We start from the raw sequence: 21,243 nt of genomic DNA, 5'->3' as shown, positions 1-21,243 counted from the left end.
GCGCCGGCATCAGGCCTTGATCAGGCCGAAGGCTGCCAGCGGTACTTGCTCAGCTCGTCGTTGAGCGGCGTCTGGGCGAACACATTAGCAAAGTTGCACAGGGTTGCGAGGCTCACGCCGAGAATCACTTCCAGGGCGTTGCCTTCGCTGAATCCGGCGTCACGGAATGCCTGATAGGTGGCATCGCCGACGTTGCCGCGGGTGGCGATCACTTCACGGGCGAATTCGGCGAGGGTCTCGTAGCGGGCGTCAGGCAGCTCGCCGCGGGCACGCAGGGCATCGACTACTTCCTGGGGCAGCTTGGCCTTGTTCAGCGCCACGGCGGTGTGGCCGGCGACGCAGAAATCGCAACCGTGCTGGGTGGCGGCGATCAACTGCACCACCTCGCGCTCGGCCAGGGTCAGCTCGGACTTGCCGTTGAGCGCCGAGACGGTAACGTAGGTTTCCAGCGCCGCCGGGGCGTTGGCCAGGATGCCCAGCAGGTTGGGGATGAAGCCGGAGTTCTTCTGCGCGTTCTCGAGGAATGGGCGGGCGGCTTCCGGGGCGGTCTGCAGGCTGTGTAGAGTGATGCGTGCGGACATGGAGTGGTCTCCTTTGATGTAGGTCGCTACAGTCTGTTGGTTATAAGAAGTAGCATCCATATTCATCAGTCGCCTTTCCTTGCTCCAGAGTCCTTGCATTAGATGATTTCTTCCAGCCCCCTCGTCGATTGGTTATTAGAGAGTCTGGAGCTCGACGCCAGCCTGTTCCATGTCGGCCGCTACTGCGGGGGCTGGCACGCCAGCACCCAGGGCATGGGCCGGGCCAGTTTCCACCTGGTGGTGCAGGGCCATTGCTGGCTGCATATCGATGGCCAGGCGCAGCCGCTGCGCCTGGAGAGCGGCGATGCGGTATTCCTTTTGCGGGACCTGGCCTATCGACTTTCCAACGACGAGGATGCCGCCGACGCCTGTGCCCAGCCGCGCCGGAGCATGCAGGCGCTGGACCTCGAAGCGGGCGACGGCGTGGGGCTGGTGTGCGGGTTCTTCCACTTCCAGTCGGGGTTGTCGTCACTGATCGTCGACGGGCTGGCGGACTGGATCCTGCTGCGCGCCAGCGAGCCGGCCGGCAGCGCGGCGCGGGCGCTGTTCGGGCTGATCCTCGAGGAATGCCGTCGCCCGCAGCCCTCCCAGGCGCTGCTGGAACGCCTCACCCACCTGCTGTTCCTGTATGTGCTGCGCCAGCAGGTGCACGCCGGCCACTCGCTGGGCGGGCTGGTCGCCCTCGCCCGCCAGCCGGCCTTCGCCGGCTTGCTGGAACGCTTGATCGAGGAGCCGGGGCAGGCCTGGACGCTGGAGAACATGGCGGCCTGCACGGGGCTTTCGCGCTCGGCCTTCTTCAAGCGCTTCAACGAGTTGGCCGGGCAATCGCCCGGGCAGGTACTGCTGGCGCTGCGCATGCGCCATGCCTGCCAGTTGCTCAAGGCGGGCAATACCGTCGAACAGGTGGGCGCGCAGGCGGGGTATCAATCGGTGGCGGCCTTTACCCGGGCGTTCGCCAAGGCGGTCGGCGTGCAACCCGGGGCCTATCGCAAACAGCAGGGTGCTGGCTGAGGAACATGCCCCTCACGCCCTTCGCTGCATCCAGGCCGCCCCCAGCCCGCTGAGGCAGATCACCGCAATGCCGACCAGGCTCGTGCCATCCGGGACCTGGCCGAACACCACCAGCCCCAGCAGCCCGGCGAACACGATCTGGCAATAGCTGAACGGCGCCAGCAATGCCGGTGCGGCATGGCGGAACGCCTGGGTCAGCAACAGGTGCGCGGTCATCCCGCAGCCGCCCAGCGCCAGCATCAGCGGCACATGGGGCCATTGCGGCACCTGCCAGAAGAACGGCACCAGCGCCGTCAGGATCAGGGTGTTGCACAACCCCGCATAGAAGTTGCTGGTGGTTGGAGTGTCGTGGGCGGCCAGCTTGCGCGTCAGCAACTGGTAGAAGCAGAACCCCAGCGCCGAGCCGAAGGGGAACAGGATGGCCGGAGTGAACATCGCCCCGCCCGGGTGCACCACCACCAGCACACCGATGAAGCCCATCACCACCGCCAACCACTGCCCCGGCGTCACTCGCTCCTTGAGCAGCGGCACCGACAGCGCGGTGACCAGCACCGGCGCGAGGAAGTTGACCGAGGTCGCCTCCGCCAACGGCAGGTACTGCAAGCCGGCGGTAAACAGCAGGCTGGTGCTGAGCAGGCTCAGCGCGCGTAGCGTCTGCAACAATGGCCGGCGGGTACGCAGCACCGCGAGGCCCGCCTTGGGCAGGAAGATCCCGGCCATCAGCAGGGTGTGCACCAGGTAACGCACCCAGACCACCATGATGATCGGGTAGATCCCACCGAGGAGTTTCGACAGTGCGTCGTGGCTGGCGAACAGGAAGGTGGCCACCACCACCAGGGCGATGCCACGCAGCGGCTGGTTGACTCCGGACAGCGGCGAACTGGAACTCATGAGGCTCTCGGGCGATGGCCCCGGCATGGTGCCGGGGCATGGGCGGATTCTAGAAGAGAACCCGGGGACGCGACAAAGCCTTGTGGTCCAACCGGTACATTTTGTTCGCTGATCGACCACTTTTGCCGAAGGAGAGTGTGGTTTGTTCAGGAGATCGCTCAGCCTATTGAGCTTGGCTTTCAGGGTGGCAAGCATCACCAGCGTGGGAGCGGGCTTGCCCCGCGATGCGATGCATGGCACCGGCTTTGCCGGTGATCGCGGGTCAAGCCCGCTCCCACGTTAGAACCCGGATCGAGCATGCAGTCCAAAATTGGTTGTGCGTTCAGGACCGCGGCATAACCTGCGTCAAGCGCTCGCTCGCCGGTGCCGGTCGGCCGTACAGGTAGCCCTGGAAATGCGAGCAGCCCTCGGCCAGCAGACGCTCCATCTGCTCGGCCGACTCCACCCCTTCGGCCGTGGTCTTGATCATCAGGCTGTTGGACAGCTCGGTGATGGCGCGGATGATCGACATCGCCTCGCGGCTTTCGCACATGTCGTGGACGAACGACTTGTCGATCTTGATCCGGTCGAAGGGGAACGAGCGCAGGTAGCCGAGCGAGGAATACCCCGTGCCGAAATCGTCGAGGGAAATCGACACACCCAGATCCTTCAATGCCCGCAGGGTGCGCACGTTCTCCTCGCTGTTGCCCAGCAGCACCGACTCGGTGATCTCCAGCTCCAGGCGCGTGGCCGGCAGCCCCGAGTCGGCCAGGGCCAGGGCCACGGTGTGCACCAGGTTGGCATTCTTGAACTGCACCGCCGACAGGTTGACCGACACCGTCTGCGCGGTGCCCCAGCTGGCCGCCTCCTGGCATGCCAGGTTCAGCGCCCGGGCGCCGATCTCGTGGATCAGGCCGGTCTCCTCGGCGATGGGGATGAAATCCATGGGCATGATCATGCCGCGACTCGGGTGCTCCCAGCGCAGCAGGGCCTCGTAGCCGGTGACGCTGGCGCTCTGCTGGTCCACCACCGGCTGGTAGTGCAGCTGCAGCTGGCCCAGGTGTAGCGCGGTGCGCAGGTCGGTCTCGACCAGGCGGCGCTGGCGGGCGGCGACATCCAGTTCGACATGGAAGCACTCGTAGCGGTTGCGGCCATTGCGCTTGGCCTCGTACAGGGCCATGTCGGCGTAGCCCAGCAACTGCTCGGCCTGGTCGTGGTCGTCGGGCGCGACCGCCACGCCGATGCTCACCCCCACGCTGAACTGGTGCCCTTCGATATGGAACGGCGGGCAGATCGCTTCGATCAGGCGCTGGGCAGTGTTACGCGCCGCGTCGCCGGTCTCCAGGCCCGACAGCACCACGGCGAACTCGTCGCCACCGAGCCTGGCCAGGGTGTCGTGCTCGCGCAGCTCGCGGCGCAGGCGCTTGCCCAGGGCGCGCAGCAGCTTGTCGCCGAAAGCGTGGCCAAGGGTGTCGTTGATGTTCTTGAAGTTGTCCAGGTCCAGGCACAGGGCGGCGGTCAGCTTGTCGCTGTCCTCGCCGCGCAGCAGCGCCTGCTTGAGACGCTCATGGAACAGGGTACGGTTAGGCAGCCCGGTCAGCGCGTCGTGGTGGGCCATGTGATGGATCTGGGCATGGGCGGCCAGTTCCTCGGTGGCGTCCTCGGCGACGAACAGCACGTAGTCCCCCTGCCCTTCGCGGTTGTCGCAAAGCGTGGCCCGGCTGCGCAGGGTGCGCGGCCCCGTGGCGGTGTCGACCCGGGTTTCGGCGGCATAGCCCTTGCTGCTGCGCGCCCCGCGGGCCAGCTGCTGTTCGAGGTAGTCGACGGCCGCTGGCACCAGGCACTGGCCGGGCAGCTGGCCGACCATGCGCGTGCCCTGGCGGCCAAACAGGTGCTCGGCCTGCTGGTTGGCCAGGAGGATCTGCTGACTCTGCAGGTCCTGGACGATGACGCTGGCAGGAATGTTGGCGATCACCGAGTCGAGGAACTGCGACAGGGTGGTCATCTCCTGGCTGTACTGTTCGGCCAGCTCCTTGGCCTTGAGCAGCTCCAGCTCATGTTGGCGGCGCTCGGAGATGTCGCGGGTGATCTTGGCATAGCCGATCAACTGGCCGCTGTGTTCATCCTTGATCGGCTCGATCACCACGCTGGTCCAGAAGTGCGAACCGTCCTTGCGCTGGCGCAGTCCTTCGGCCTGGAAGCGCCCCTCGTTACGCGCGGTGTCCAGGCTGAGCGCCGGCAGGCCGGCATGGCGGTCCTCGTCGGTATAGAACACCGAGAAGTGCTGGCCGATGATCTCCTCGGCCTGGTAGCCCTTGGCCCGCTGCGCGCCCGGGTTCCAGTTGGCGACGATGCCCTCGGGGGTGAGCTGGTAGATGGCGTAGTCCGCCACACTCTGGATCAACAACCGGTACATCATGTCGGGATTGGCGGCGAGCGGCATGGGAATGACCTGACTCCTTCACAGCAGGAATAGGAAACCTCCGGACCGTATGTCGGAACAGTCCGAAATAACGAAGTGCTGGCATTATGCCGCTCGACGCAGGGCTTTTGTGAAGTGCGTCACAAAAAATCTGCAGGGATTCAGTGCCGCCGTCGGGTCACCAGGAAATTGCGCAGATGCGGCTCGTCATCCAGCGCGATCTCCCGCACCGGACGCGGCAGGTCCGCCAGCACTGCCTGGCAGAACGCCAGGGCCGGGGTATCCTCGCGATAGCAGCGCACCAGCCAGTCGCTGTCGCCTTGGCACAGTGTCTGGCGCGCCACCGCCAGGCCCACGCCCTGGCGGCGGTACTTCTTGAGGATGAACAGGTCGGCCAACTCGCAGGCCTCGATGCCGGGCAGTTCGCTGCGCTCGATAAGCATGAAGCCGGCGATGAAGCCGTCCACCAGGATCAGGTTGGCGCTCCAGCCGGGGGTTTGCCAGTAGCGGGCGAAGTGCGGCTCGTGGATGTAGAAGCGCCCGTCCACCTCGACGTCCTCCTGCTCCCAGTCGGAGGACTCGTAGGCGTAGAACTGGTAGAGGTTGCGCACCAGTTCGACGTGCTCGGGGCCGGTCTGGTGCAGTTCGACAGGGGCGGTCATGGCGCAGGCTCGATTCAAATCGTGAGTCTACCAGCCCATCGTGGACCAAGGTCTTGCACGTCCCCCTGTAGGAGCGGCCTTGTGTCGCGATAGGGCTGCGAAGCGGCCCCAGGATTTCAGAGTTGATGCACAGATCGCCGGGGCCGCTTTGCGGCCCATTCGCGACACAAGGCCGCTCCTACAGGTATTGTGCAGAGCCAGGTCATTCGGGCAGCGCCGCCACCGCATCCACTTCCACCAGCATCCCGTCCAGCGCAAGGCGCGGGACCGGAATCAGCGTGCAGGTCGGCGTCATCCTGCCACCCCAGGCGCGCTCGGCCTCGGCCACCCACTGGCTCAGGCGCGCCTCGGAATGATCGACCACCAGCAAGGTGAGCTTGAACACGTGCTCAAGAGTGGCCCCACGGGAGGCCAGGGCAATCTTCAGGTTCACCAGGGCCTGACGCGCCTGCTCGTCGAAACGCGCCGAGAGATTGCCCTGCAGGTCCTCGCCGCCCTGCCCGGCGATGTACAGCAGGCGGCTGCCGGCACGCACTTCGGCGACATGGGAATAGGCATTGCCACTGGGGTCGTAGAGGCCTTCGGGGTTGCTCAGGGCGAAGGCGGCTGGCTGGGTCATGGTATCGCTCCGTCGATGGAATGAGCGGCCGAGTATCAAACCTCAGGTTAGGTCGAGGTCAAGCCCCCGACTCCCCGGTGCTTGTCGCCTTCCGGCCCCACTGGCACAGTGGCGCCCTCGCACCGTCGTCCTGGAGCCCCCATGCCGTTCGATCCAACCTTGCTCACCCAAGCCCGCCACGTGGTGGTGTTCACCGGTGCCGGGGTATCCGCCGAAAGCGGCATCGCCACCTTCCGCGACAAGCTGACCGGGTTGTGGGAGCGTTTCGACCCAGCGCAACTGGCCAGCGCCGAAGGCTTTCGCGCCAACCCGGCGCTGGTCTGGGGCTGGTACCAGATGCGCCGAGCGGGGATCGCCCAGGCCACGCCCAACCCCGCTCACCAGGCCATCGCCGCGCTGGCGGCGCGGGTACCGAAGCTGACCCTGGTGACGCAGAACGTTGACGACCTGCACGAGCGCGCCGGCAGCCAGGACGTGCTGCATTTGCATGGGCGGCTGGACGCGTTCCGCTGCCTGGACTGCGCACGTCCGGCGGACGCGCCTGTGGCCCTGCCCGAGGACGCCCTGCAAGGCCGGCGCATTGAGCCTCCGCGCTGCAGCCGTTGCGGCGGGCCGCTGCGGCCCGGGGTGGTGTGGTTCGGCGAGATGTTGCCGGAGCAGACGCTGGAGCGGGCGTTCGACGCCGCGCAGCAATGCGACCTGCTGTTGTCGGTGGGAACGTCCGGCGTGGTGCAGCCGGCGGCCTCGATTCCACGGCTGGCGCTGGCGGCGGGGGCGACGGTGGTGCATGTCAATCCGCAGCCTGAGAGCGAGGGGCATCCGCGAGAGTTCGTGCTGGCCGGCAAGGCGGGCGAAATGTTGCCTGAGTTGATGCGCCAGGCGTTTACCTGAACCTGCCGCGCTGTCGCTGGTGGCCCTTTCGCGGGGCAAGCCCGCTCCCACGAGGCTCGCCTGCACAGGGCCATCGGCTCAGTGGCCGGCCTGCTCCAGCGCCGCTTTCAGGTCATCGGCAGCGGTATAGGTCTTCTGCCCGACCAGTACGCCCTTGTCCAGCGAGAGCCACAGCACCTTGCCCTCCTCGCCGGCATAACGACTGGCGACCTGGCCTTCACGGTCCAGCAGCACCCGGTAGCTGTAGTCGCGCATGGCCGGGATGGCGAACAGCTTGCTGATCAGCGCCGGCATGCGCTGGATATCCGCGACGAACACCGCATTGCGCGCCTCCAGGTAGCCCTTGGGCTGCTCGGCCAGGGCCGCCTTCATCAGCTTGGCACCGTCCATGTCGCGGGCGACCAGCAGGATGCGGGTGTCGCTGCCCAGGCTGTAGGGCTGGTCGTACTGGTCGAGCAGGGTCCAGGGCGCCAGGGTTTCCCCGGTCTGCGCAGCGTGAGCCAGGAACGGAAGCAGGCTGAGCAGGAGTGCGGCGGCGTATTTCATGGTTGTCGGTCCGGTTCGTAAGGGCCGTCAGCATAGCCCAAGCCGCCGCCGTTGACAGGTTCAGCGCAATTGCCCGGCAATCAGCCCCACGGCGATCAGGATCATCACGCCGCCGGACAACCGCCCCACCACCCGCGCCGCCGCGGGCCGGGTGCGCAGTACGGCCTTGGCGCCGTAGCCGACCATCAGGTAGATCACCAGCGAGCTGCCCAGGTGCACCAGCCCCAGCAGCAGGATCTGCAACGGCAGCGGCCAGCTCGACTGCGGGTCGGTGAACTGTGGCAGCAACGCCAGGAACAGCAGGAAGACCTTGGGATTCAGCCCACTGACGCACAAGCCCTTGAACGCCCAGCGCGACCCCGAGTCGCGCTCGCCGCCCTCGCCCGCCTCGGGCACCGCCGGGCTCAACAGCAAGTTGCCGCCCAGCCACAGCAGGTAGAGGCAGCCGGCCAGGGTGAGCAGGGTCAGCGCCAGCGGATGCCCGGCGAGCAGGCTGCCGACCCCGGCCGCCACCACCAGGGTGACGAGGAAATGCCCGGACAACATGCCCGCCACCGCCGGCACCACCCAGCGTCCGCGCATGCCGGCCGAGATGGCATAGGCCCAGTCGGCACCGGGGGTGATCACGAACAGCAGGGAAACGGCCCAGAACGCCGCCAATACACTCATGGTCATTTCGATCCTTCCTTTCACACAGGTTTCGGTGAAAGAAAGACTACGGATATCGCCCGGGGATTTTCTTTCGTATATTCCCTCTACCAAGCCAATCGATGGAAGATTCTCCCCCATGGATCGAACTGATCGAAAGATCCTTGCCGAGCTGCAAAAAGACGGGCGCCTGTCGGTCACCGAGCTGGCCGAGCGCGTGGGCCTGAGCCTGTCGCCCTGCCACCGCCGCCTCAAGGCGCTGGAGGAATCCGGCGCCATCCTCGGCTACCACGCCCGCCTGGCCCCGGCGGCCCTGGGCCTGAACTTCGCTGCGCTGGTGTTCGTGACCTTGCGCGAAGTGACCCGCCAGCCAGTGGCGGACTTCGAGGCGGCGCTCGCGGACATTCCACAGATCGTCGAGGCCCAGCGCCTGTTCGGCGATCCGGACTACCTGCTGCACGTGGTGACCAGGGACCTGCCGGCGTTCCAGAAACTGTACGACGAACAGCTGACCAGCATTCCCAATGTCAAACGCCTGAGCTCGACGCTGGTGATGAAGGAGGTGATCCAGGACCGGTTGTTGCCGATGTAGGTAGCCTGGTCGGTATGTATTGCCTGCACCGGCCCATTCGCGGGTAAACCCACAGATTCCGCAGGCTATTGATGAACCTGTGGGAGCGGGTTTACCCGCGAATGGGCCGGCCTGGTCAACCTGTACCCGTGCACCAGCAATGCTCATTCTGCACCACCACCGCGCACCCGAAGCCACCCGCAGCCCCGGCAACCCACCTACCTCAGGCGCTCCCGCCACCTGGCACCTTCCTTGCTCCCGTCCCCCGCTTAACCTTTTGCCAGCCTTAGGTTTTTTAAGGTTCATGAGCACAAATTTACTAATTTCTCGATACCCGCCCGCCCCGCATCATCGCTCCAACAAGAACGCGTCGCCCCTTGCCGGCACGCACCCGGGCCTCCCCCGATGCCCCACCTTGCCTTGGAGTCAGTCATGACCAGTGCAGCCAATTCGGCACCCCTCATCGAGAAACACACGATCGGCTACGTGCCGCCGCAAGACCGCCATGGAAAGGTAAGGGATCTGTTCACACTGTGGTTCGGCGGCAACATCGCGCCGTTGCCCATCGTCACCGGCGCGCTGGGCGTGCAGCTGTTCCACCTCAACCTGGTCTGGGGCATCGTCGCGATCCTCGTCGGCCACCTGGTCGGCGGCGTGCTCATGGCGTTGCACTCGGCCCAGGGCCCGCAGATGGGCATCCCGCAGATGATCCAGAGCCGCGCCCAGTTCGGCTCGCTCGGCGCCCTGCTGGTGGTGGTGATCGCCGGGGTCATGTACATCGGCTTCTTCGCCTCCAACATCGTCCTGGCCGGCAAGTCGCTGCACGGCGTGGTCGACAGCGTGCCGGTGCCGGTAGGCATCGTCATCGGCGCCCTGGGCTCGGGCATCATCGGCATCATCGGCTACCGCTTCATCCACGTGCTCAACCGCATCGGCACCTGGGTGCTGGGCATCGGCATCGTGGTCGGCTTCGGCTACATCTTCAGCCATGTGCAGAGCGACGACTTCCTCACCCGCGGCGGCTTCAACCTGGCCGGCTGGCTGGCCACCGTGTCGCTGGCGGCGCTGTGGCAGATCGCCTTCGCCCCCTACGTGTCGGACTATTCGCGCTACCTGCCGGCCGACGTCAAGGTGTCCTCGACCTTCTGGACCACCTACCTGGGCTCGGCCCTGGGCTCGAGCCTGTCGTTCATCTTCGGCGCGGTCGCGGTGCTGGCGATCCCGGCCGGGATGGACACCATGGACGCGGTCAAACTCGCCACCGGCACCCTCGGCCCGCTGATGCTGGTGCTGTTCCTGCTCAGCGTGATCAGCCACAACGCCCTCAACCTGTACGGCGCGGTGCTGTCGATCATCACCCTGGTGCAGACCTTCGCCTACCGCTGGATCCCCACCGCCAAGAGCCGCGCCGTGCTGTCGCTGATCGTCCTGGCCGCCTGCTGCGTGGTGGCGGTGTTCGCCTCGGCGGACTTCATCGGCCACTTCGTCGACATGGTGCTGGTGCTGCTGGTGGTGCTGGTGCCGTGGACGGCGATCAACCTGATCGACTTCTATGTCATCCACAAGGGCGACTACGACATCGACTCGATCTTCAAGGTCGACGGCGGCATCTACGGCCGCTACAACCCCCAGGCGCTGATTGCCTACGCGGTGGGTATCGCGGTGCAGATCCCGTTCATGAACACACCGCTGTATGTCGGGCCGGTGTCCGTACACATCAATGGCGCCGACCTGTCGTGGCTGGTGGGGCTGGCGATCACCTCGCCGCTGTACTGGTGGCTGGCCAGCCGGGACAGTGAATATCGTCGTCGGCAAGTGAGTGCAAAGCTGGCGGCGGGGGTCTGAATCCGCCGGGCTGATGATCGACAGGAAGACCCGCCGCGGCGGGTCTTCTGCCATTGCCTGGCATGCCCACCGCTCACCCAGAAACGTCCTACATAGCAAGCGGACCCAGCTGACTACTCCAGGCAAAACACCTTGGCGAGCATACGCACTTCCCGCACAAGGAGTGTCCCATGCAAAAATTGCCAGCCCCCGACTTCACGATCCTGCGCAAGAAGCGCAAGCTGATTGCCGCCATCGTCCTGCCGGTGCTTGCCCTCGGCGCCATCGCTGCCGTGTTCAACGAAGTGTTCTTCTACAACGAAGCGGGCCAGATGACTCACGTGCGCACGATCTTCGGCGAGGAGAAGGTGGTCGAGGATGTCGGCTATGCGACCAAGTGGTTCGGTCGTAGCACGGTCTGGCGACGCACCATTGGCGTCCAGTCCGCCCTGCGGGTGGACAACCAGGAGGACAACCGCAGCGGACAACCGTCGGTGATCCTGGAAAACCTGCCGATCGTGTTCCTCGGCAACGTCGATGCCAAGGCCGAGTTCAGCACCCAGTTCCGCCTGCCCTCGGGCGATGCCTTCCTGAAGATTGCCCAGGAGTACCGCACCCCCGACAACTTCCTGCAGCGCGCCCTGCTGCCCGCCGTCAAGGAAACCCTGCAGGCCACCGCCTCGCTGATGAGCGCCGATGACTATTACGCCGGCAACCGCAGCCACTTTGGCGCCGAGTTCGAGAACCAGTTGCGCAACGGCCTGTACCTGACCAGCCGCAAGGAGATTCGCGTGCAGCGCGACAACCTGCCGGCACAGACCGCGATACTCCAGTCGGGCACCGACCAGGGCAGCTTCGGCGATAACTCCGCGACCCGCTTCGTCATCGAAAAGAAACTCGACAAGGACGGCCAGGAACTGCGCAAGCAACAACAGTTCCGCCTGTTCGGCGTCGAAGTCGTCGATGCCCGGGTGACGCACATCGACCCCAACCCCCAGTACCAGGAACGCATGGTGAGGGTGCAGCAGGCCCTGGCCGAGCTCGCCGTGGCCCGGCAGAACCGGCTCAAGGAAGAAGAAGAGAAAGAGCTGGTCTCCGCCCGCGGCGCCAAGGACGTCGAGGCCAAGCGCCAGGAAAGCCTGCGCCAGCAAATCGAACGCACCACGGAAGCCGAGACCGAGAAACAGCTCACCCTGATCAATGCCGAACGGGAAAAACGCCGGGCCGAGATCGACAAGCAAACCGCCGAGCTGCTCCGAGACAAGGCCAAGGTCAACGCCGAGGCCACCAAGATCACGGCCGACGCGGAAGCCTATGCACGTGAAGCCTCGCTCAAGGCCGACGGCGCCCTGCAGACCAAGCTCGACGCCCTGGTACAGATCAACCGCGCCTGGGCCAACGCAGCAGCCCAGGCGCCGGTGCCCAGCGTGATGATGGGAGGCTCCGACGCGGGGCTTGGTCGTCAAGACGAGATGGGCAAACTGATGAGCGTGCTCGCGACCAAGGCCGCGAAGGATCTGGTGCTCGACCTCAAGACACCTTGAGTAAACCCCTAGTGTCCTGTCTCGGAAATACGTTCTCTTTGGGCGACTGGCTTGGGTGTTCGGCCAAGGCGCCGCGACGAGTCATAGCAGGGCTATGGCGAGCAGTGGCAACGCCGGCCGGGCGCCCAAGACGCCGCCAAAAGTGAACAACCTATTTCCGAGACAGGACACTAGTGTAGCGTTTTGCGAACAGCACCTAAACATTCATGACTCTATGATCTTCACAAATGTCGTTAGGAAAAACAGCCCCCCTAAGCCAGCCAGTAAACAATAGCTGCTTAACTTCATCCTCCATTTCAGGTAACTCGGAAATTCATCGCTATCTTTAATGCTCAACCACCCACAACGATGCCCAAAGGATGGCCATATCACACCAAGGCTCATGGTGCTAACGATCAACATCCGTGACTTCAAATTTTTCGTACCCCATACAGCGACCTCGTCGTCAAGACCACTACTACGTCGAAAGGCATGACACATAACATTGAAGTGACGCGACCCTGCAATATAGGCATTGATAGCGACGCCGATGATCAACAATACAAATGGAGCAATCAGCAGCACTATCCGTAAACCGACAGGCCATCCACTGAGGTCAATCATAATGATCAACCAACCCGTGTAAACGCCAGCAACGCCACTGCAAATATCAACCATAAAAATCCAACAATGGAAAACCAGGCAGATACAACCATCATGCATCGAAGACCGGCAGGGAAAGCCACTACCTCGCTCTCGTCAAAAAGGCCTTTGCGAATGACATAAGAAGGGTAGAGAAACGCCCCACTGACTGTATTTATAAAATACCACCTTGATCTGAAACTTAGCTCATCAAAGGAACGTCTCCGCTGTTCCACCCAAACACTTCTGGGGAGCGCTTTGACAACACGGTCGTAACAACTCTCACGAGTAAGCATCAAACTCATGATCAATCCGATCTGGCAAAGCAAAAACGGTATCGCCATAAACACCATGGCCCATCCCGTCGACCAGAAACTGCTCATTTCGATCGCCACTCATACAAAGCTTCTCCTAGCCACTCACCTCCCATACCACCACCTGTGGCACCGATGAATGAACCTGCCCCCACAAGCACTAGACCGCACGCAGCACCCCCTACGCCAGCTGTAACAGCACCTACGGCTCCACAAGAGAAGGTGGCCATCAGGGTGCCTACCCGTGCACCATGAACGCCACCGGCAAGCCCGCCAGCAAAGCTGCCAGCTTCAGTGAAGCGAACCTTTCTGCATTGCTCAGTTTCCCCTGCACGACATACCTCTTGTACTTTAAGGTAGGACGATGTCGCACCTAACCCCACCGCCACATGCCCCCCATACTTCAAATACTTCGACATCTTCGCCACTTCATCCAAATGTGTCGCATACCCCGGTATCGCCCCCGGCGCACCAGCCTTGGACCAGTGATGAACGAGGCTTTTGGTGGAGATATTCAAGCTCTTACGCAGGCTTTCATGCCCACCAAGGTTCAGGTACTTGCCTAGAAACGCACTACGCAGCTGTGCATCCAGTTGCTGATAGAGCGCTCGACGTGATTCGAAGAATTGCGGGCTATTGAGATGACCATGCAAAGTGAACTCGCGCTGATGCAGGCGCTCGAGCCCCTTGAGCGTATCCCCAACCTGCCCCAGCCCGCGCGACAGCATGTCCTTGCCCACGCCCATGGATTGACTCGCGCCGTTGAGCACTCCGGCGATCTCGCCAATGTGCTGCATCATGAAGTTGGCCTCCTGCTCGTCGAGCACAGCCAGTGCCTCCCGCGCCCGCTGCGCCGCAGCCATCAGGTCGGCCTCCTCGCGGGTGCAGGCGTGGTGATTGTCGGGGTCACCGAGGACAAAGATTTCACCGGCCTTGAAACCTTGCTCGAAGGTAGGGTTCAGGCGCTGGATGCGTGCAATAGGCAGTGTGCTGTCCTGCGCCAACAACTGCGCCAGTACCTGGGGACCGGACATGCTGCGGGGAACGATATGAAAACCGGGTTCCAACCCGACTTGCGCAGACGCGATGGCGCCAGGCATCTGTGCGTTGGCTGGGGCATGGAGAGTGCGGGCGCCGGGGGCCGTCGCCGCGTTTGTCTGCCTGCCATGCATGGGATGACTGGACGGCGCCATTCCACCCAAAGGAGCAACCACCCTGTTACTGCCGTTCGGGCAGCCACAGGCAACCAGTGAACCATCCATCGCCAGTGGCTGACCGTCGGAAATCCACCCGAGGTAGCCCTCTACAACGACGCCAGGTTGGCAGCAGAGCGGACATTCGGTAGTCGAGTCCCCGACCCGCAGGACCTTTCGCCCATCACAGATGTAACCCTCACCGCTGGCAATGCAAATTGCACCCGTGGTGGTGACATCACCATCTACTGCCTGGCCTTTCCCATCAAGACTGACGCGATACATGTGCAGGTTCCTTTTGCGCTGAAAGCTCAAGAACCTAACAAATGAAGCTCGCCCTGTTACCCGAGAAAAAGCGAAAGAGAACTTTCCTACTCTGCCTAGAGAAAAGTCCTAAAACCAACCCTGTAACCAGCCTGTCCAGGCGTGCGGCCGAACCTGAGCGGGCTGGTCACGATGCTCTTCAGTGCCCGCTGCGCAACATCTCCTTCGGCACATACTTGCCAATCTCATACTTGCCGATCGCCGCCCGGTGCACTTCATCCGGCCCGTCGGCCAGGCGCAGGGTGCGCTGCATCGCATACATGTACGCCAGCGGGAAATCACCGCTCACCCCCGCCCCGCCATGGATCTGGATGGCCCGGTCGATCACCTTCAGCGCAACGTTGGGCGCCACCACCTTGATCTGGGCGATCTCGCTGCGCGCCACCTTGTTGCCGACGGTGTCCATCATGTAGGCGGCCTTCAGGGTCAGCAGGCGGGCCATGTCGATCTCCATCCGCGAGTCGGCGATCTTGTCGACGTTGCCCCCCAACCGCGCCAAGGGCCGGCCGAAGGCGGTGCGCTCGACCGAGCGCTTGCACATCAGCTCCAGGGCGCGTTCGGCCATACCGATCGAGCGCATGCAGTGGTGAATGCGGCCCGGGCCAAGGCGGCCCTGGGCGATCTCGAAGCCGCGGCCCTCGCCCAAGAGCACGTTTTCATAAGGCACGCGGACGTTCTCGAACAGCACTTCGGCGTGGCCGTGGGGCGCGTCGTCGTAGCCGAACACCGGCAGCGGGCGGACGATCTTCACCCCGGGTGCGTCGGTGGGCACCAGGATCATCGAGTGCTGCTGGTGGCGCTGGCCGTCCGGATTGGACAGGCCCATGAAGATCATCACCTTGCAGCGCGGATCGCAGGCGCCGGAAGTCCACCACTTGCGGCCGGTGATCACCCACTCGTCACCGTCGCGCACGGCGGTGGCGGCCATGTTGGTGGCGTCCGAGGAGGCCACGTCCGGCTCGGTCATGGCGAACGCCGAGCGGATCTCGCCGCGCAGCAGAGGCTCGAGCCACTGGCGCTTCTGCGCCTCGCTGGCGTAGCGCACCAGCACTTCCATGTTGCCGGTGTCCGGCGCGGAGCAGTTGAACGGCTCGGGCCCCAACAGCGAACGACCCATGATCTCGGCCAGTGGCGCGTATTCGAGGTTGGTCAGCCCCGCGCCGTACTCCGACTCCGGCAGGAACAGGTTCCACAGCCCCTCGGCGCGGGCCTTGGCCTTGAGTTCCTCGACGATCGCGGTGGGCTGCCAGCGGTCGCCCTCGGCGACCTGGCGCTCGAACACCGGCTCGGCCGGGTAGACGTATGCATCCATGAATGCGCTGACGCGCTCGCGCAGTGCCTGGACCTTGGGCGAATAGGCGAAATCCATCGGGGCTACCTTCAGTCAATGAAGAACATGGACCTGAGCCTAGAACAGCCACCCTTCATCCACCTAGTCTATTTTCTACGTGTATAAACATTCATAACCAATATATGATCCCCCGATAACTCCAACAAAGAGCGGCGCCATGAACCTCAGCAAGGTCGACCTCAACCTGTTCATCGTCTTCGACGCCATCTACACCGAAGCCAACCTGACCCGCGCCGGGCAGATCGTCGGCATCACCCAGCCGGCGGTGTCCAACGCCCTGTCGCGCCTGCGCGAGACCTTCAATGACCCGCTGTTCGTGCGCACCGCCCAGGGCATGGTGCCCACGCCCATGGCGCAGAACATCATCGGCCCGGTGCGCAACGCACTGTCGCTGCTGCGCACCTCGGTGCAGGAAAGCCGCATCTTCACCCCGCTGCAGGCCAGCAAGACCTTCCGCATCAGCATGACCGACCTCACCGAGGCAGTGATATTGCCGCCGCTGTTCCAGCGCCTGCGTCGGCTGGCCCCGGCACTGGTGATCGAGAGCTTCCTGTGCAAGCGCCGCGAGACCACCAAGGAACTGGCTGCCGGGCGCCTGGACTTCGCCGTCGACGCGCCGCTGAACACCGACCCGCAGGTGCGCCACGTCAAGCTCATGCAGGACCGCTACGTCTGCGCCATGCGCCCCGGCCACCCGCAGGCCGACGGCAAGCTGACCCTGGACAGCTACCTGGCCATGACCCACATCCATATCTCCAGCCGCCGCAACGGCCTGGGCTATGTGGACCTGGCCCTGGGCAAGATGGGCGTGCAGCGGCGTGTCGCGCTGCGCTCGCAGCACTACCTGATGGCCTCGCAGGTGCTGCAGCAGACCGACATGGTCATGACCGTGCCCGAGCGTTTCGCCCGTCGCCACCAACTGCGCCACCAACCGCTGCCGGTGGAGGTGCCGGCGCTGGAGACCCACCTGTACTGGCACGAAAGCACCGATCAGGACCCGGCCAACCGCTGGATGCGCGAGCAGATCATCGAGCTGTGCGAACGGGTGGTGGCCCAGGATGAGCAGGAACAGGCGGATCCGGCCATGGCATCGGCCTGAGTCGCCTACACTGTCGGTGATTGCCTCTGAATCAGGGAGCCACTCATGGACGATCACCAACACGGCAAGCCACCGACCTTCTGGCAGATGCTGCAGAGCATCCTCGCCGCCGCCTTCGGCGTGCAGAGCGGCAAGAACCGCGCCCGCGACTTCACCTACGGCAAGGCCAGCCATTTCATCGTGATGGGGACGCTGTTCACGCTGATCTTCATCTTCGTGCTGATCGGCCTGGTGCAGCTGGCGATGCACCTGACGGCGCGTTAGTCAGCAACGACCCATCACTCGTGGGAGCGGGCTTGCCCCGCGATCATGCACGTTCATCGCGGGGCAAGCCCGCTCCCACGAGATTTGCGAACCTGTTTCCAAAACGCAATCCGCCCGCGGATTTCCCTTCCGCGGGCGGTTCAGGTGTTACTCACGGTCTCGAGCAGTTATCCGCTACTGATGGCTGACCCAGTACACCGCAGTGACCACCACCAGCACGATCAGACACAGGATCGCCCAGGCATCGACACTGCTGTCAGCTTTGCGGACCTTGGTAGAGTTTCCCATTGCATTGCCTCTTGTAGTGGTTATGGGAATGCACTTCACAAGCAGCAGTTAAGTCCAGCAATGCCCTTCCCTCAAGCAGGGTCTTTCAATAGTCGACGGGTGACGTGAGGAAGGGATAACGAAAGTCCGCCGGGCGTCCCTCGGCACTGAATCGCTGGAAATCGATGCCGTGGTTGTCCTGTTCCAGCAGCTTGAGCCAGCGTCGGGCCTTGTCCGGGTCGATCAGTTGCAAGGCCGGCACGCTATGTTCACGCTGACCGTCGCGCCCCACCGCCAGCCCCTGGGCGTCATCATGCAACATGACCATGGCCCAGCCGCCCAGGGTGAAATGCCCGCCCATCAGCACGCTCAGGCGTCCGTCGATCCGCGCCCGCAGGGCCTCGGGCGAGCTGTTGACCGCACTGAACAGGGCATCGCGGCCGGGCAGCTTGCCCAGCGCCTCGAATGCCTGCATGGCACCGAACGCCATCTGGTCGTTGGCCGACCACACCAGGCGCGTGTCGGGATAGCGCTCCAGCAGCATCTGCGCCTGCTCGAAGGCGCGCTGGCGGCTCCAGCCGCCGTACACGACCTGGCGCAGGCGCACCTGGGGGAACTCCGCCAACGCCCGGCGCATGCCCTGCACGCGCAACTGCGAGGCCGGCGTGGTCTTGACCCCGGCGAAGGCCAGCAGCTCAACCGCCTGCGACTCGGCCGGCAGCTGCGCCGCCATCACCTTGAGCATCTGGTAGCCGGCCTCCTCGTCGTTGCTGACCAGGGTACCGAGCACTTCGGGGTATTTGTCCGGCTGCGCCTGGATGCTGTGCGCCTGGCTGTCGGTAAGGCCGTTGTTGACCAGGAACAGCTTGACCCCGGTACCCCGCGACAGGCGGATGATCTCCGGCGCGACATACTGCTCGTTGACCAGCACCAGGTAGTCCGGGCGCTGCGGTCCTTGCAGCACCTCGCGGGCCTGGGTCAGCGCGAGGTCGGCGCGGCGCTCGCTGTACTGCACGCGCAAGGCCATGCCCAGGTCGTTGGCGGCGGCCTGCATGAAGCGCGAGTAATCGACCCAGAACGTCTCGTTGGAATAGCCCGGGTTGAGGAACACCACGGACGCGGCCTGTGCGCTCGCTGCCAGCGGCAGGCTCAGGCACAGGCTCTGGCACAAGGCCTTGAGCATGCTGTTACTTCCCTGCGGAGCAAACCCCGGATTATAGCGCCGCGATGTACCGGCGCGGACAAATGCCAGTCAGTCTCACTTAGTCCAAATGGTTCTTTTCATATGCAAAAACATCACTTTAGCGCATAAACCCACTCTGCTATCGTGCCTCGGCTCCGACCCGGAGTGCGCGGCCGTGCGCGCGATTAGCTGCATGCTAGCCTGAGACAGGACTTATATGTACGTATACGACGAGTACGATCAGCGGATCATCGAGGACCGCGTCAAGCAGTTCCGTGATCAGACCCGCCGCTACCTGGCCGGTGAGCTGAGCGAAGAAGAATTCCGCCCTCTGCGCCTGCAGAACGGCCTGTATATCCAACGTTTCGCGCCGATGCTGCGTGTCGCCGTGCCCTATGGCCAGCTGAACGCCCGTCAGACCCGCATGCTGGCGAAGATCGCCCGCGACTACGACAAGGGCTACGCGCACATCAGCACCCGCCAGAACGTGCAGTACAACTGGCCGGCGCTGGAAGACATCCCGGAGATCCTCGCCGAGCTGGCCACCGTGCAGATGCACGCGATCCAGACCAGCGGCAACTGCCTGCGCAACGTCACCACCGACCAGTTCGCCGGTGTCGCCGCCGACGAGCTGGTGGACCCGCGCCCGTGGTGCGAGATCGTCCGCCAGTGGACCACCTTCCACCCGGAATTCGCCTACCTGCCGCGCAAGTTCAAGATCGCCGTCAACGGCTCCAGCGACGACCGCGCCGCCATCGAAGTGCACGACATCGGCCTGGAGCCGGTGCGCAACGCCGCCGGCGAGCTGGGCTTCCGCGTGCTGGTCGGCGGCGGCCTGGGCCGTACCCCGGTGATCGGCTCGTTCATCAACGAGTTCCTGCCCTGGCAGGACCTGCTCAGCTACCTGGACGCCATCCTGCGCGTGTACAACCGTTACGGCCGCCGTGACAACAAGTACAAGGCGCGGATCAAGATCCTGGTCAAGGCCCTCATCCCCGGAAGTGTTCGCCGAGAAGGTCGAGGCCGAGATGGCCCACCTGCGCGGCGGCAGCACCACCCTGACCGAGGACGAAGTGCAGCGCGTTGCCCGTCACTTCGTCGACCCCGAGTACCTGGCCCTCGACAATGTCGACTACGCCCCCCTGGACGCCGAGCACCCAGGCTTCGCCCGCTGGCGTTCGCGCAACACCCGCGCGCACAAGAAGCCGGGCTATGTTGCCGTGACCCTGTCGCTCAAGCCCACCGGCGTCGCCCCGGGCGACCTGACCGACAAGCAGCTCGACGCCGTCGCTGACTTCGCCGAACGCTACAGTTTCGGCTACCTGCGTACCTCCCACGAGCAGAACATCATCCTCGCCGACGTCGAGCAGCGCCAGCTGCACGCCCTCTGGCTGGAACTGCGCGAGCAAGGCTTCGCCACCCCGAACATCGGCCTGCTGACCGACATCATCTGCTGCCCGGGCGGTGACTTCTGCTCGCTGGCCAACGCCAAGTCGATCCCGATCGCCGAATCCATCCAGCGCCGCTTCGACGACCTGGACTACCTGTTCGACATCGGCGAGCTCGACCTGAACATCTCCGGCTGCATGAACGCCTGCGGCCACCACCACGTCGGCCACATCGGCATCCTTGGCGTGGACAAGAAGGGCGAAGAGTTCTACCAGGTCTCGCTGGGCGGCAACGCTGCCCGCGACGCCAGCCTGGGCAAGATCCTCGGGCCCTCCTTCGCCCAGGACGACATGGCCGACGTGATCGAGAAGCTGATCAATGTATACGTCGAGCAGCGCACCGAAGACGAGCGCTTCATCGACACCTACCAGCGGATCGGCATCGACCCCTTCAAGGAACGCGTCTATGCAGCGAATCATTAAGAACAACCAGATCGTCGACGAAACCTGGCACCTGCTGCCCAAGGACGTCTCGATCGACGAGCTGACCAACTGCGACGACTACATCGTGCCGCTGCAGCTGTGGCGCGATCATCCGAGCCTGCTCAAGGCCCGCGATGGCGGCCTGGGCATCTGGCTGGACAGCGACGAGGAAGCCGAGGAAATCGGTGAAGACGTCGAGCACTTCCAGGTCATCGCCCTGAACTTCCCGGCCTTTACCGACGGGCGCAACTACTCCAACGCGCGCCTGCTGCGTGACCGCTACAAGTTCAAGGGCGAGCTGCGCGCCATCGGCGACGTGCTGCGCGACCAGCTGTTCTACATGGCCCGCTGCGGCTTCGACGCGTTCGCCATCCGTGCCGACAAGGACCCGGAAGACGCGCTGCAGAGCCTGAAGGACTTTTCGGTGACCTACCAGGGCGCCACCGACGAACCGCTGCCGCTGTTCCGCCGCCGCTGATCGTCGCTTGCCGTACGCTCGGCCCGCCTTCTGGCGGGCCGATTCGTTTTTACGCCTGCAAGACGATCAGTCCGGATATGGCCGAGGGA

Annotated in this window: 19 protein-coding genes and 1 pseudogene; 9 read left to right on the top strand and 11 right to left on the bottom strand. The window is 64.1% G+C overall.

Annotated features, from left to right (window positions below; genetic code table 11):
• Nucleotides 1-20: 20 nt before the first annotated feature.
• Nucleotides 21-581, bottom strand: a complete 561-nt coding sequence (locus tag ACZ899_RS03695; RefSeq protein WP_186733139.1) for a carboxymuconolactone decarboxylase family protein — start codon at nt 579-581, stop codon at nt 21-23.
• Between the two features lie 102 nt (nt 582-683).
• Between ACZ899_RS03695 and ACZ899_RS03690 the strand changes: the two genes are divergently transcribed.
• Complete coding sequence (locus ACZ899_RS03690; protein ID WP_232855552.1) at nt 684-1,592, top strand: AraC family transcriptional regulator; 909 nt, start codon at nt 684-686, stop codon at nt 1,590-1,592.
• A gap of 12 nt (nt 1,593-1,604) precedes the next feature.
• Here ACZ899_RS03690 and ACZ899_RS03685 read toward each other — a convergent pair whose 3' ends face one another.
• From ACZ899_RS03685 to ACZ899_RS03670, 4 genes are all read right to left on the bottom strand, one after another.
• Nucleotides 1,605-2,483 carry a DMT family transporter gene (locus ACZ899_RS03685; RefSeq protein ID WP_234562734.1) on the bottom strand — a complete coding sequence of 293 codons (879 nt, stop codon included), beginning with the start codon at nt 2,481-2,483 and terminating at the stop codon, nt 1,605-1,607.
• A gap of 322 nt (nt 2,484-2,805) precedes the next feature.
• Nucleotides 2,806-4,905 (bottom strand): putative bifunctional diguanylate cyclase/phosphodiesterase, encoded by a 2,100-nt coding sequence (locus ACZ899_RS03680; RefSeq protein ID WP_234562735.1) that lies wholly within the window; start codon nt 4,903-4,905, stop codon nt 2,806-2,808.
• A gap of 140 nt (nt 4,906-5,045) precedes the next feature.
• Nucleotides 5,046-5,546 carry a GNAT family N-acetyltransferase gene (locus tag ACZ899_RS03675; RefSeq protein ID WP_234562736.1) on the bottom strand — a complete coding sequence of 167 codons (501 nt, stop codon included), beginning with the start codon at nt 5,544-5,546 and terminating at the stop codon, nt 5,046-5,048.
• 202 nt (nt 5,547-5,748) lie between these two features.
• Nucleotides 5,749-6,165 (bottom strand): RidA family protein, encoded by a 417-nt coding sequence (locus tag ACZ899_RS03670; protein ID WP_234562737.1) that lies wholly within the window; start codon nt 6,163-6,165, stop codon nt 5,749-5,751.
• 141 nt (nt 6,166-6,306) lie between these two features.
• Between ACZ899_RS03670 and ACZ899_RS03665 the strand changes: the two genes are divergently transcribed.
• The gene (locus tag ACZ899_RS03665; protein WP_234562738.1) at nt 6,307-7,056 is read left to right on the top strand and encodes an SIR2 family NAD-dependent protein deacylase; all 750 of its coding nucleotides are present in this window, start codon (nt 6,307-6,309) and stop codon (nt 7,054-7,056) included.
• Between the two features lie 78 nt (nt 7,057-7,134).
• Here the strand turns inward: ACZ899_RS03665 and ACZ899_RS03660 are convergent, their stop codons facing one another.
• Nucleotides 7,135-7,602, bottom strand: a complete 468-nt coding sequence (locus tag ACZ899_RS03660) for an FAD/FMN-containing dehydrogenase (RefSeq protein WP_203652354.1) — start codon at nt 7,600-7,602, stop codon at nt 7,135-7,137.
• A gap of 60 nt (nt 7,603-7,662) precedes the next feature.
• Nucleotides 7,663-8,277: a LysE family translocator gene (locus ACZ899_RS03655; protein ID WP_198744729.1), complete on the bottom strand. Its 615-nt coding sequence runs from the start codon at nt 8,275-8,277 to the stop codon at nt 7,663-7,665.
• A 112-nt stretch (nt 8,278-8,389) separates the two neighbouring features.
• Here ACZ899_RS03655 and ACZ899_RS03650 point away from each other — a divergent pair, with 112 nt between their 5' ends.
• The 3 genes from ACZ899_RS03650 (at nt 8,390) to ACZ899_RS03640 (ending at nt 12,189) form a co-directional block, all read left to right on the top strand.
• Nucleotides 8,390-8,842 carry an Lrp/AsnC family transcriptional regulator gene (locus ACZ899_RS03650; protein ID WP_203652353.1) on the top strand — a complete coding sequence of 151 codons (453 nt, stop codon included), beginning with the start codon at nt 8,390-8,392 and terminating at the stop codon, nt 8,840-8,842.
• A gap of 411 nt (nt 8,843-9,253) precedes the next feature.
• Nucleotides 9,254-10,666 carry a purine-cytosine permease family protein gene (locus tag ACZ899_RS03645; RefSeq protein ID WP_203652352.1) on the top strand — a complete coding sequence of 471 codons (1,413 nt, stop codon included), beginning with the start codon at nt 9,254-9,256 and terminating at the stop codon, nt 10,664-10,666.
• A 170-nt stretch (nt 10,667-10,836) separates the two neighbouring features.
• Nucleotides 10,837-12,189 carry an SPFH domain-containing protein gene (locus tag ACZ899_RS03640; RefSeq protein WP_234562739.1) on the top strand — a complete coding sequence of 451 codons (1,353 nt, stop codon included), beginning with the start codon at nt 10,837-10,839 and terminating at the stop codon, nt 12,187-12,189.
• Between the two features lie 608 nt (nt 12,190-12,797).
• Here the strand turns inward: ACZ899_RS03640 and ACZ899_RS03635 are convergent.
• The 3 genes from ACZ899_RS03635 to ACZ899_RS03625 all read right to left on the bottom strand — a co-directional run bounded on the left by ACZ899_RS03635 (nt 12,798) and on the right by ACZ899_RS03625 (nt 16,010).
• Nucleotides 12,798-13,193, bottom strand: a complete 396-nt coding sequence (locus ACZ899_RS03635; protein ID WP_203652350.1) for a hypothetical protein — start codon at nt 13,191-13,193, stop codon at nt 12,798-12,800.
• Nucleotides 13,190-14,602 (bottom strand): PAAR domain-containing protein, encoded by a 1,413-nt coding sequence (locus tag ACZ899_RS03630; protein WP_234562740.1) that lies wholly within the window; start codon nt 14,600-14,602, stop codon nt 13,190-13,192. The genes ACZ899_RS03635 and ACZ899_RS03630 overlap by 4 nt, the downstream gene beginning before the upstream one ends.
• Nucleotides 14,603-14,780: 178 nt before the next feature.
• A complete protein-coding gene (locus ACZ899_RS03625) occupies nt 14,781-16,010 on the bottom strand; it encodes an acyl-CoA dehydrogenase (RefSeq protein ID WP_234562741.1) in 1,230 nt (409 codons plus the stop codon).
• A gap of 139 nt (nt 16,011-16,149) precedes the next feature.
• Between ACZ899_RS03625 and ACZ899_RS03620 the strand changes: the two genes are divergently transcribed.
• Both ACZ899_RS03620 and ACZ899_RS03615 read left to right on the top strand, forming a co-directional pair.
• Nucleotides 16,150-17,091, top strand: a complete 942-nt coding sequence (locus tag ACZ899_RS03620; protein WP_050706105.1) for a LysR family transcriptional regulator — start codon at nt 16,150-16,152, stop codon at nt 17,089-17,091.
• Nucleotides 17,092-17,136: 45 nt separating this feature from the next.
• On the top strand, nt 17,137-17,355 hold the full coding sequence (locus ACZ899_RS03615; RefSeq protein WP_050706106.1) for a DUF2970 domain-containing protein: 219 nt from the start codon (nt 17,137-17,139) through the stop codon (nt 17,353-17,355).
• Between the two features lie 373 nt (nt 17,356-17,728).
• Here the strand turns inward: ACZ899_RS03615 and ACZ899_RS03610 are convergent, their stop codons facing one another.
• Nucleotides 17,729-18,805 carry an ABC transporter substrate-binding protein gene (locus ACZ899_RS03610; RefSeq protein WP_234562906.1) on the bottom strand — a complete coding sequence of 359 codons (1,077 nt, stop codon included), beginning with the start codon at nt 18,803-18,805 and terminating at the stop codon, nt 17,729-17,731.
• 217 nt (nt 18,806-19,022) lie between these two features.
• Here ACZ899_RS03610 and ACZ899_RS03605 point away from each other — a divergent pair.
• Both ACZ899_RS03605 and ACZ899_RS03600 read left to right on the top strand, forming a co-directional pair.
• A pseudogene (locus ACZ899_RS03605) lies at nt 19,023-20,676 on the top strand (nitrite/sulfite reductase).
• The gene (locus tag ACZ899_RS03600; RefSeq protein ID WP_028691443.1) at nt 20,660-21,154 is read left to right on the top strand and encodes a DUF934 domain-containing protein; all 495 of its coding nucleotides are present in this window, start codon (nt 20,660-20,662) and stop codon (nt 21,152-21,154) included. Before ACZ899_RS03605 ends, ACZ899_RS03600 begins: the two are co-directional and overlap by 17 nt.
• The last annotated feature ends 89 nt before the right edge of the window (nt 21,155-21,243 follow it).

It is taken from the genome of Pseudomonas sp. TE31087 (assembly GCF_057284075.1).
The sequence above is the reverse complement of the archived record's forward strand: the minus strand, read 5'-3'. Positions and strand labels throughout refer to the sequence as shown.

Coding starts and splice junctions, on each gene's coding strand:
- ACZ899_RS03695 (WP_186733139.1), bottom strand. CDS start 581: ATGTCCGCACGCATCACTCTACACAGCCTGCAGACCGCCCCGGAAGCC.
- ACZ899_RS03690 (WP_232855552.1), top strand. CDS start 684: ATGATTTCTTCCAGCCCCCTCGTCGATTGGTTATTAGAGAGTCTGGAG.
- ACZ899_RS03685 (WP_234562734.1), bottom strand. CDS start 2,483: ATGAGTTCCAGTTCGCCGCTGTCCGGAGTCAACCAGCCGCTGCGTGGC.
- ACZ899_RS03680 (WP_234562735.1), bottom strand. CDS start 4,905: ATGCCGCTCGCCGCCAATCCCGACATGATGTACCGGTTGTTGATCCAG.
- ACZ899_RS03675 (WP_234562736.1), bottom strand. CDS start 5,546: ATGACCGCCCCTGTCGAACTGCACCAGACCGGCCCCGAGCACGTCGAA.
- ACZ899_RS03670 (WP_234562737.1), bottom strand. CDS start 6,165: ATGACCCAGCCAGCCGCCTTCGCCCTGAGCAACCCCGAAGGCCTCTAC.
- ACZ899_RS03665 (WP_234562738.1), top strand. CDS start 6,307: ATGCCGTTCGATCCAACCTTGCTCACCCAAGCCCGCCACGTGGTGGTG.
- ACZ899_RS03660 (WP_203652354.1), bottom strand. CDS start 7,602: ATGAAATACGCCGCCGCACTCCTGCTCAGCCTGCTTCCGTTCCTGGCT.
- ACZ899_RS03655 (WP_198744729.1), bottom strand. CDS start 8,277: ATGACCATGAGTGTATTGGCGGCGTTCTGGGCCGTTTCCCTGCTGTTC.
- ACZ899_RS03650 (WP_203652353.1), top strand. CDS start 8,390: ATGGATCGAACTGATCGAAAGATCCTTGCCGAGCTGCAAAAAGACGGG.
- ACZ899_RS03645 (WP_203652352.1), top strand. CDS start 9,254: ATGACCAGTGCAGCCAATTCGGCACCCCTCATCGAGAAACACACGATC.
- ACZ899_RS03640 (WP_234562739.1), top strand. CDS start 10,837: ATGCAAAAATTGCCAGCCCCCGACTTCACGATCCTGCGCAAGAAGCGC.
- ACZ899_RS03635 (WP_203652350.1), bottom strand. CDS start 13,193: ATGAGCAGTTTCTGGTCGACGGGATGGGCCATGGTGTTTATGGCGATA.
- ACZ899_RS03630 (WP_234562740.1), bottom strand. CDS start 14,602: ATGTATCGCGTCAGTCTTGATGGGAAAGGCCAGGCAGTAGATGGTGAT.
- ACZ899_RS03625 (WP_234562741.1), bottom strand. CDS start 16,010: ATGGATTTCGCCTATTCGCCCAAGGTCCAGGCACTGCGCGAGCGCGTC.
- ACZ899_RS03620 (WP_050706105.1), top strand. CDS start 16,150: ATGAACCTCAGCAAGGTCGACCTCAACCTGTTCATCGTCTTCGACGCC.
- ACZ899_RS03615 (WP_050706106.1), top strand. CDS start 17,137: ATGGACGATCACCAACACGGCAAGCCACCGACCTTCTGGCAGATGCTG.
- ACZ899_RS03610 (WP_234562906.1), bottom strand. CDS start 18,805: ATGCTCAAGGCCTTGTGCCAGAGCCTGTGCCTGAGCCTGCCGCTGGCA.
- ACZ899_RS03600 (WP_028691443.1), top strand. CDS start 20,660: ATGCAGCGAATCATTAAGAACAACCAGATCGTCGACGAAACCTGGCAC.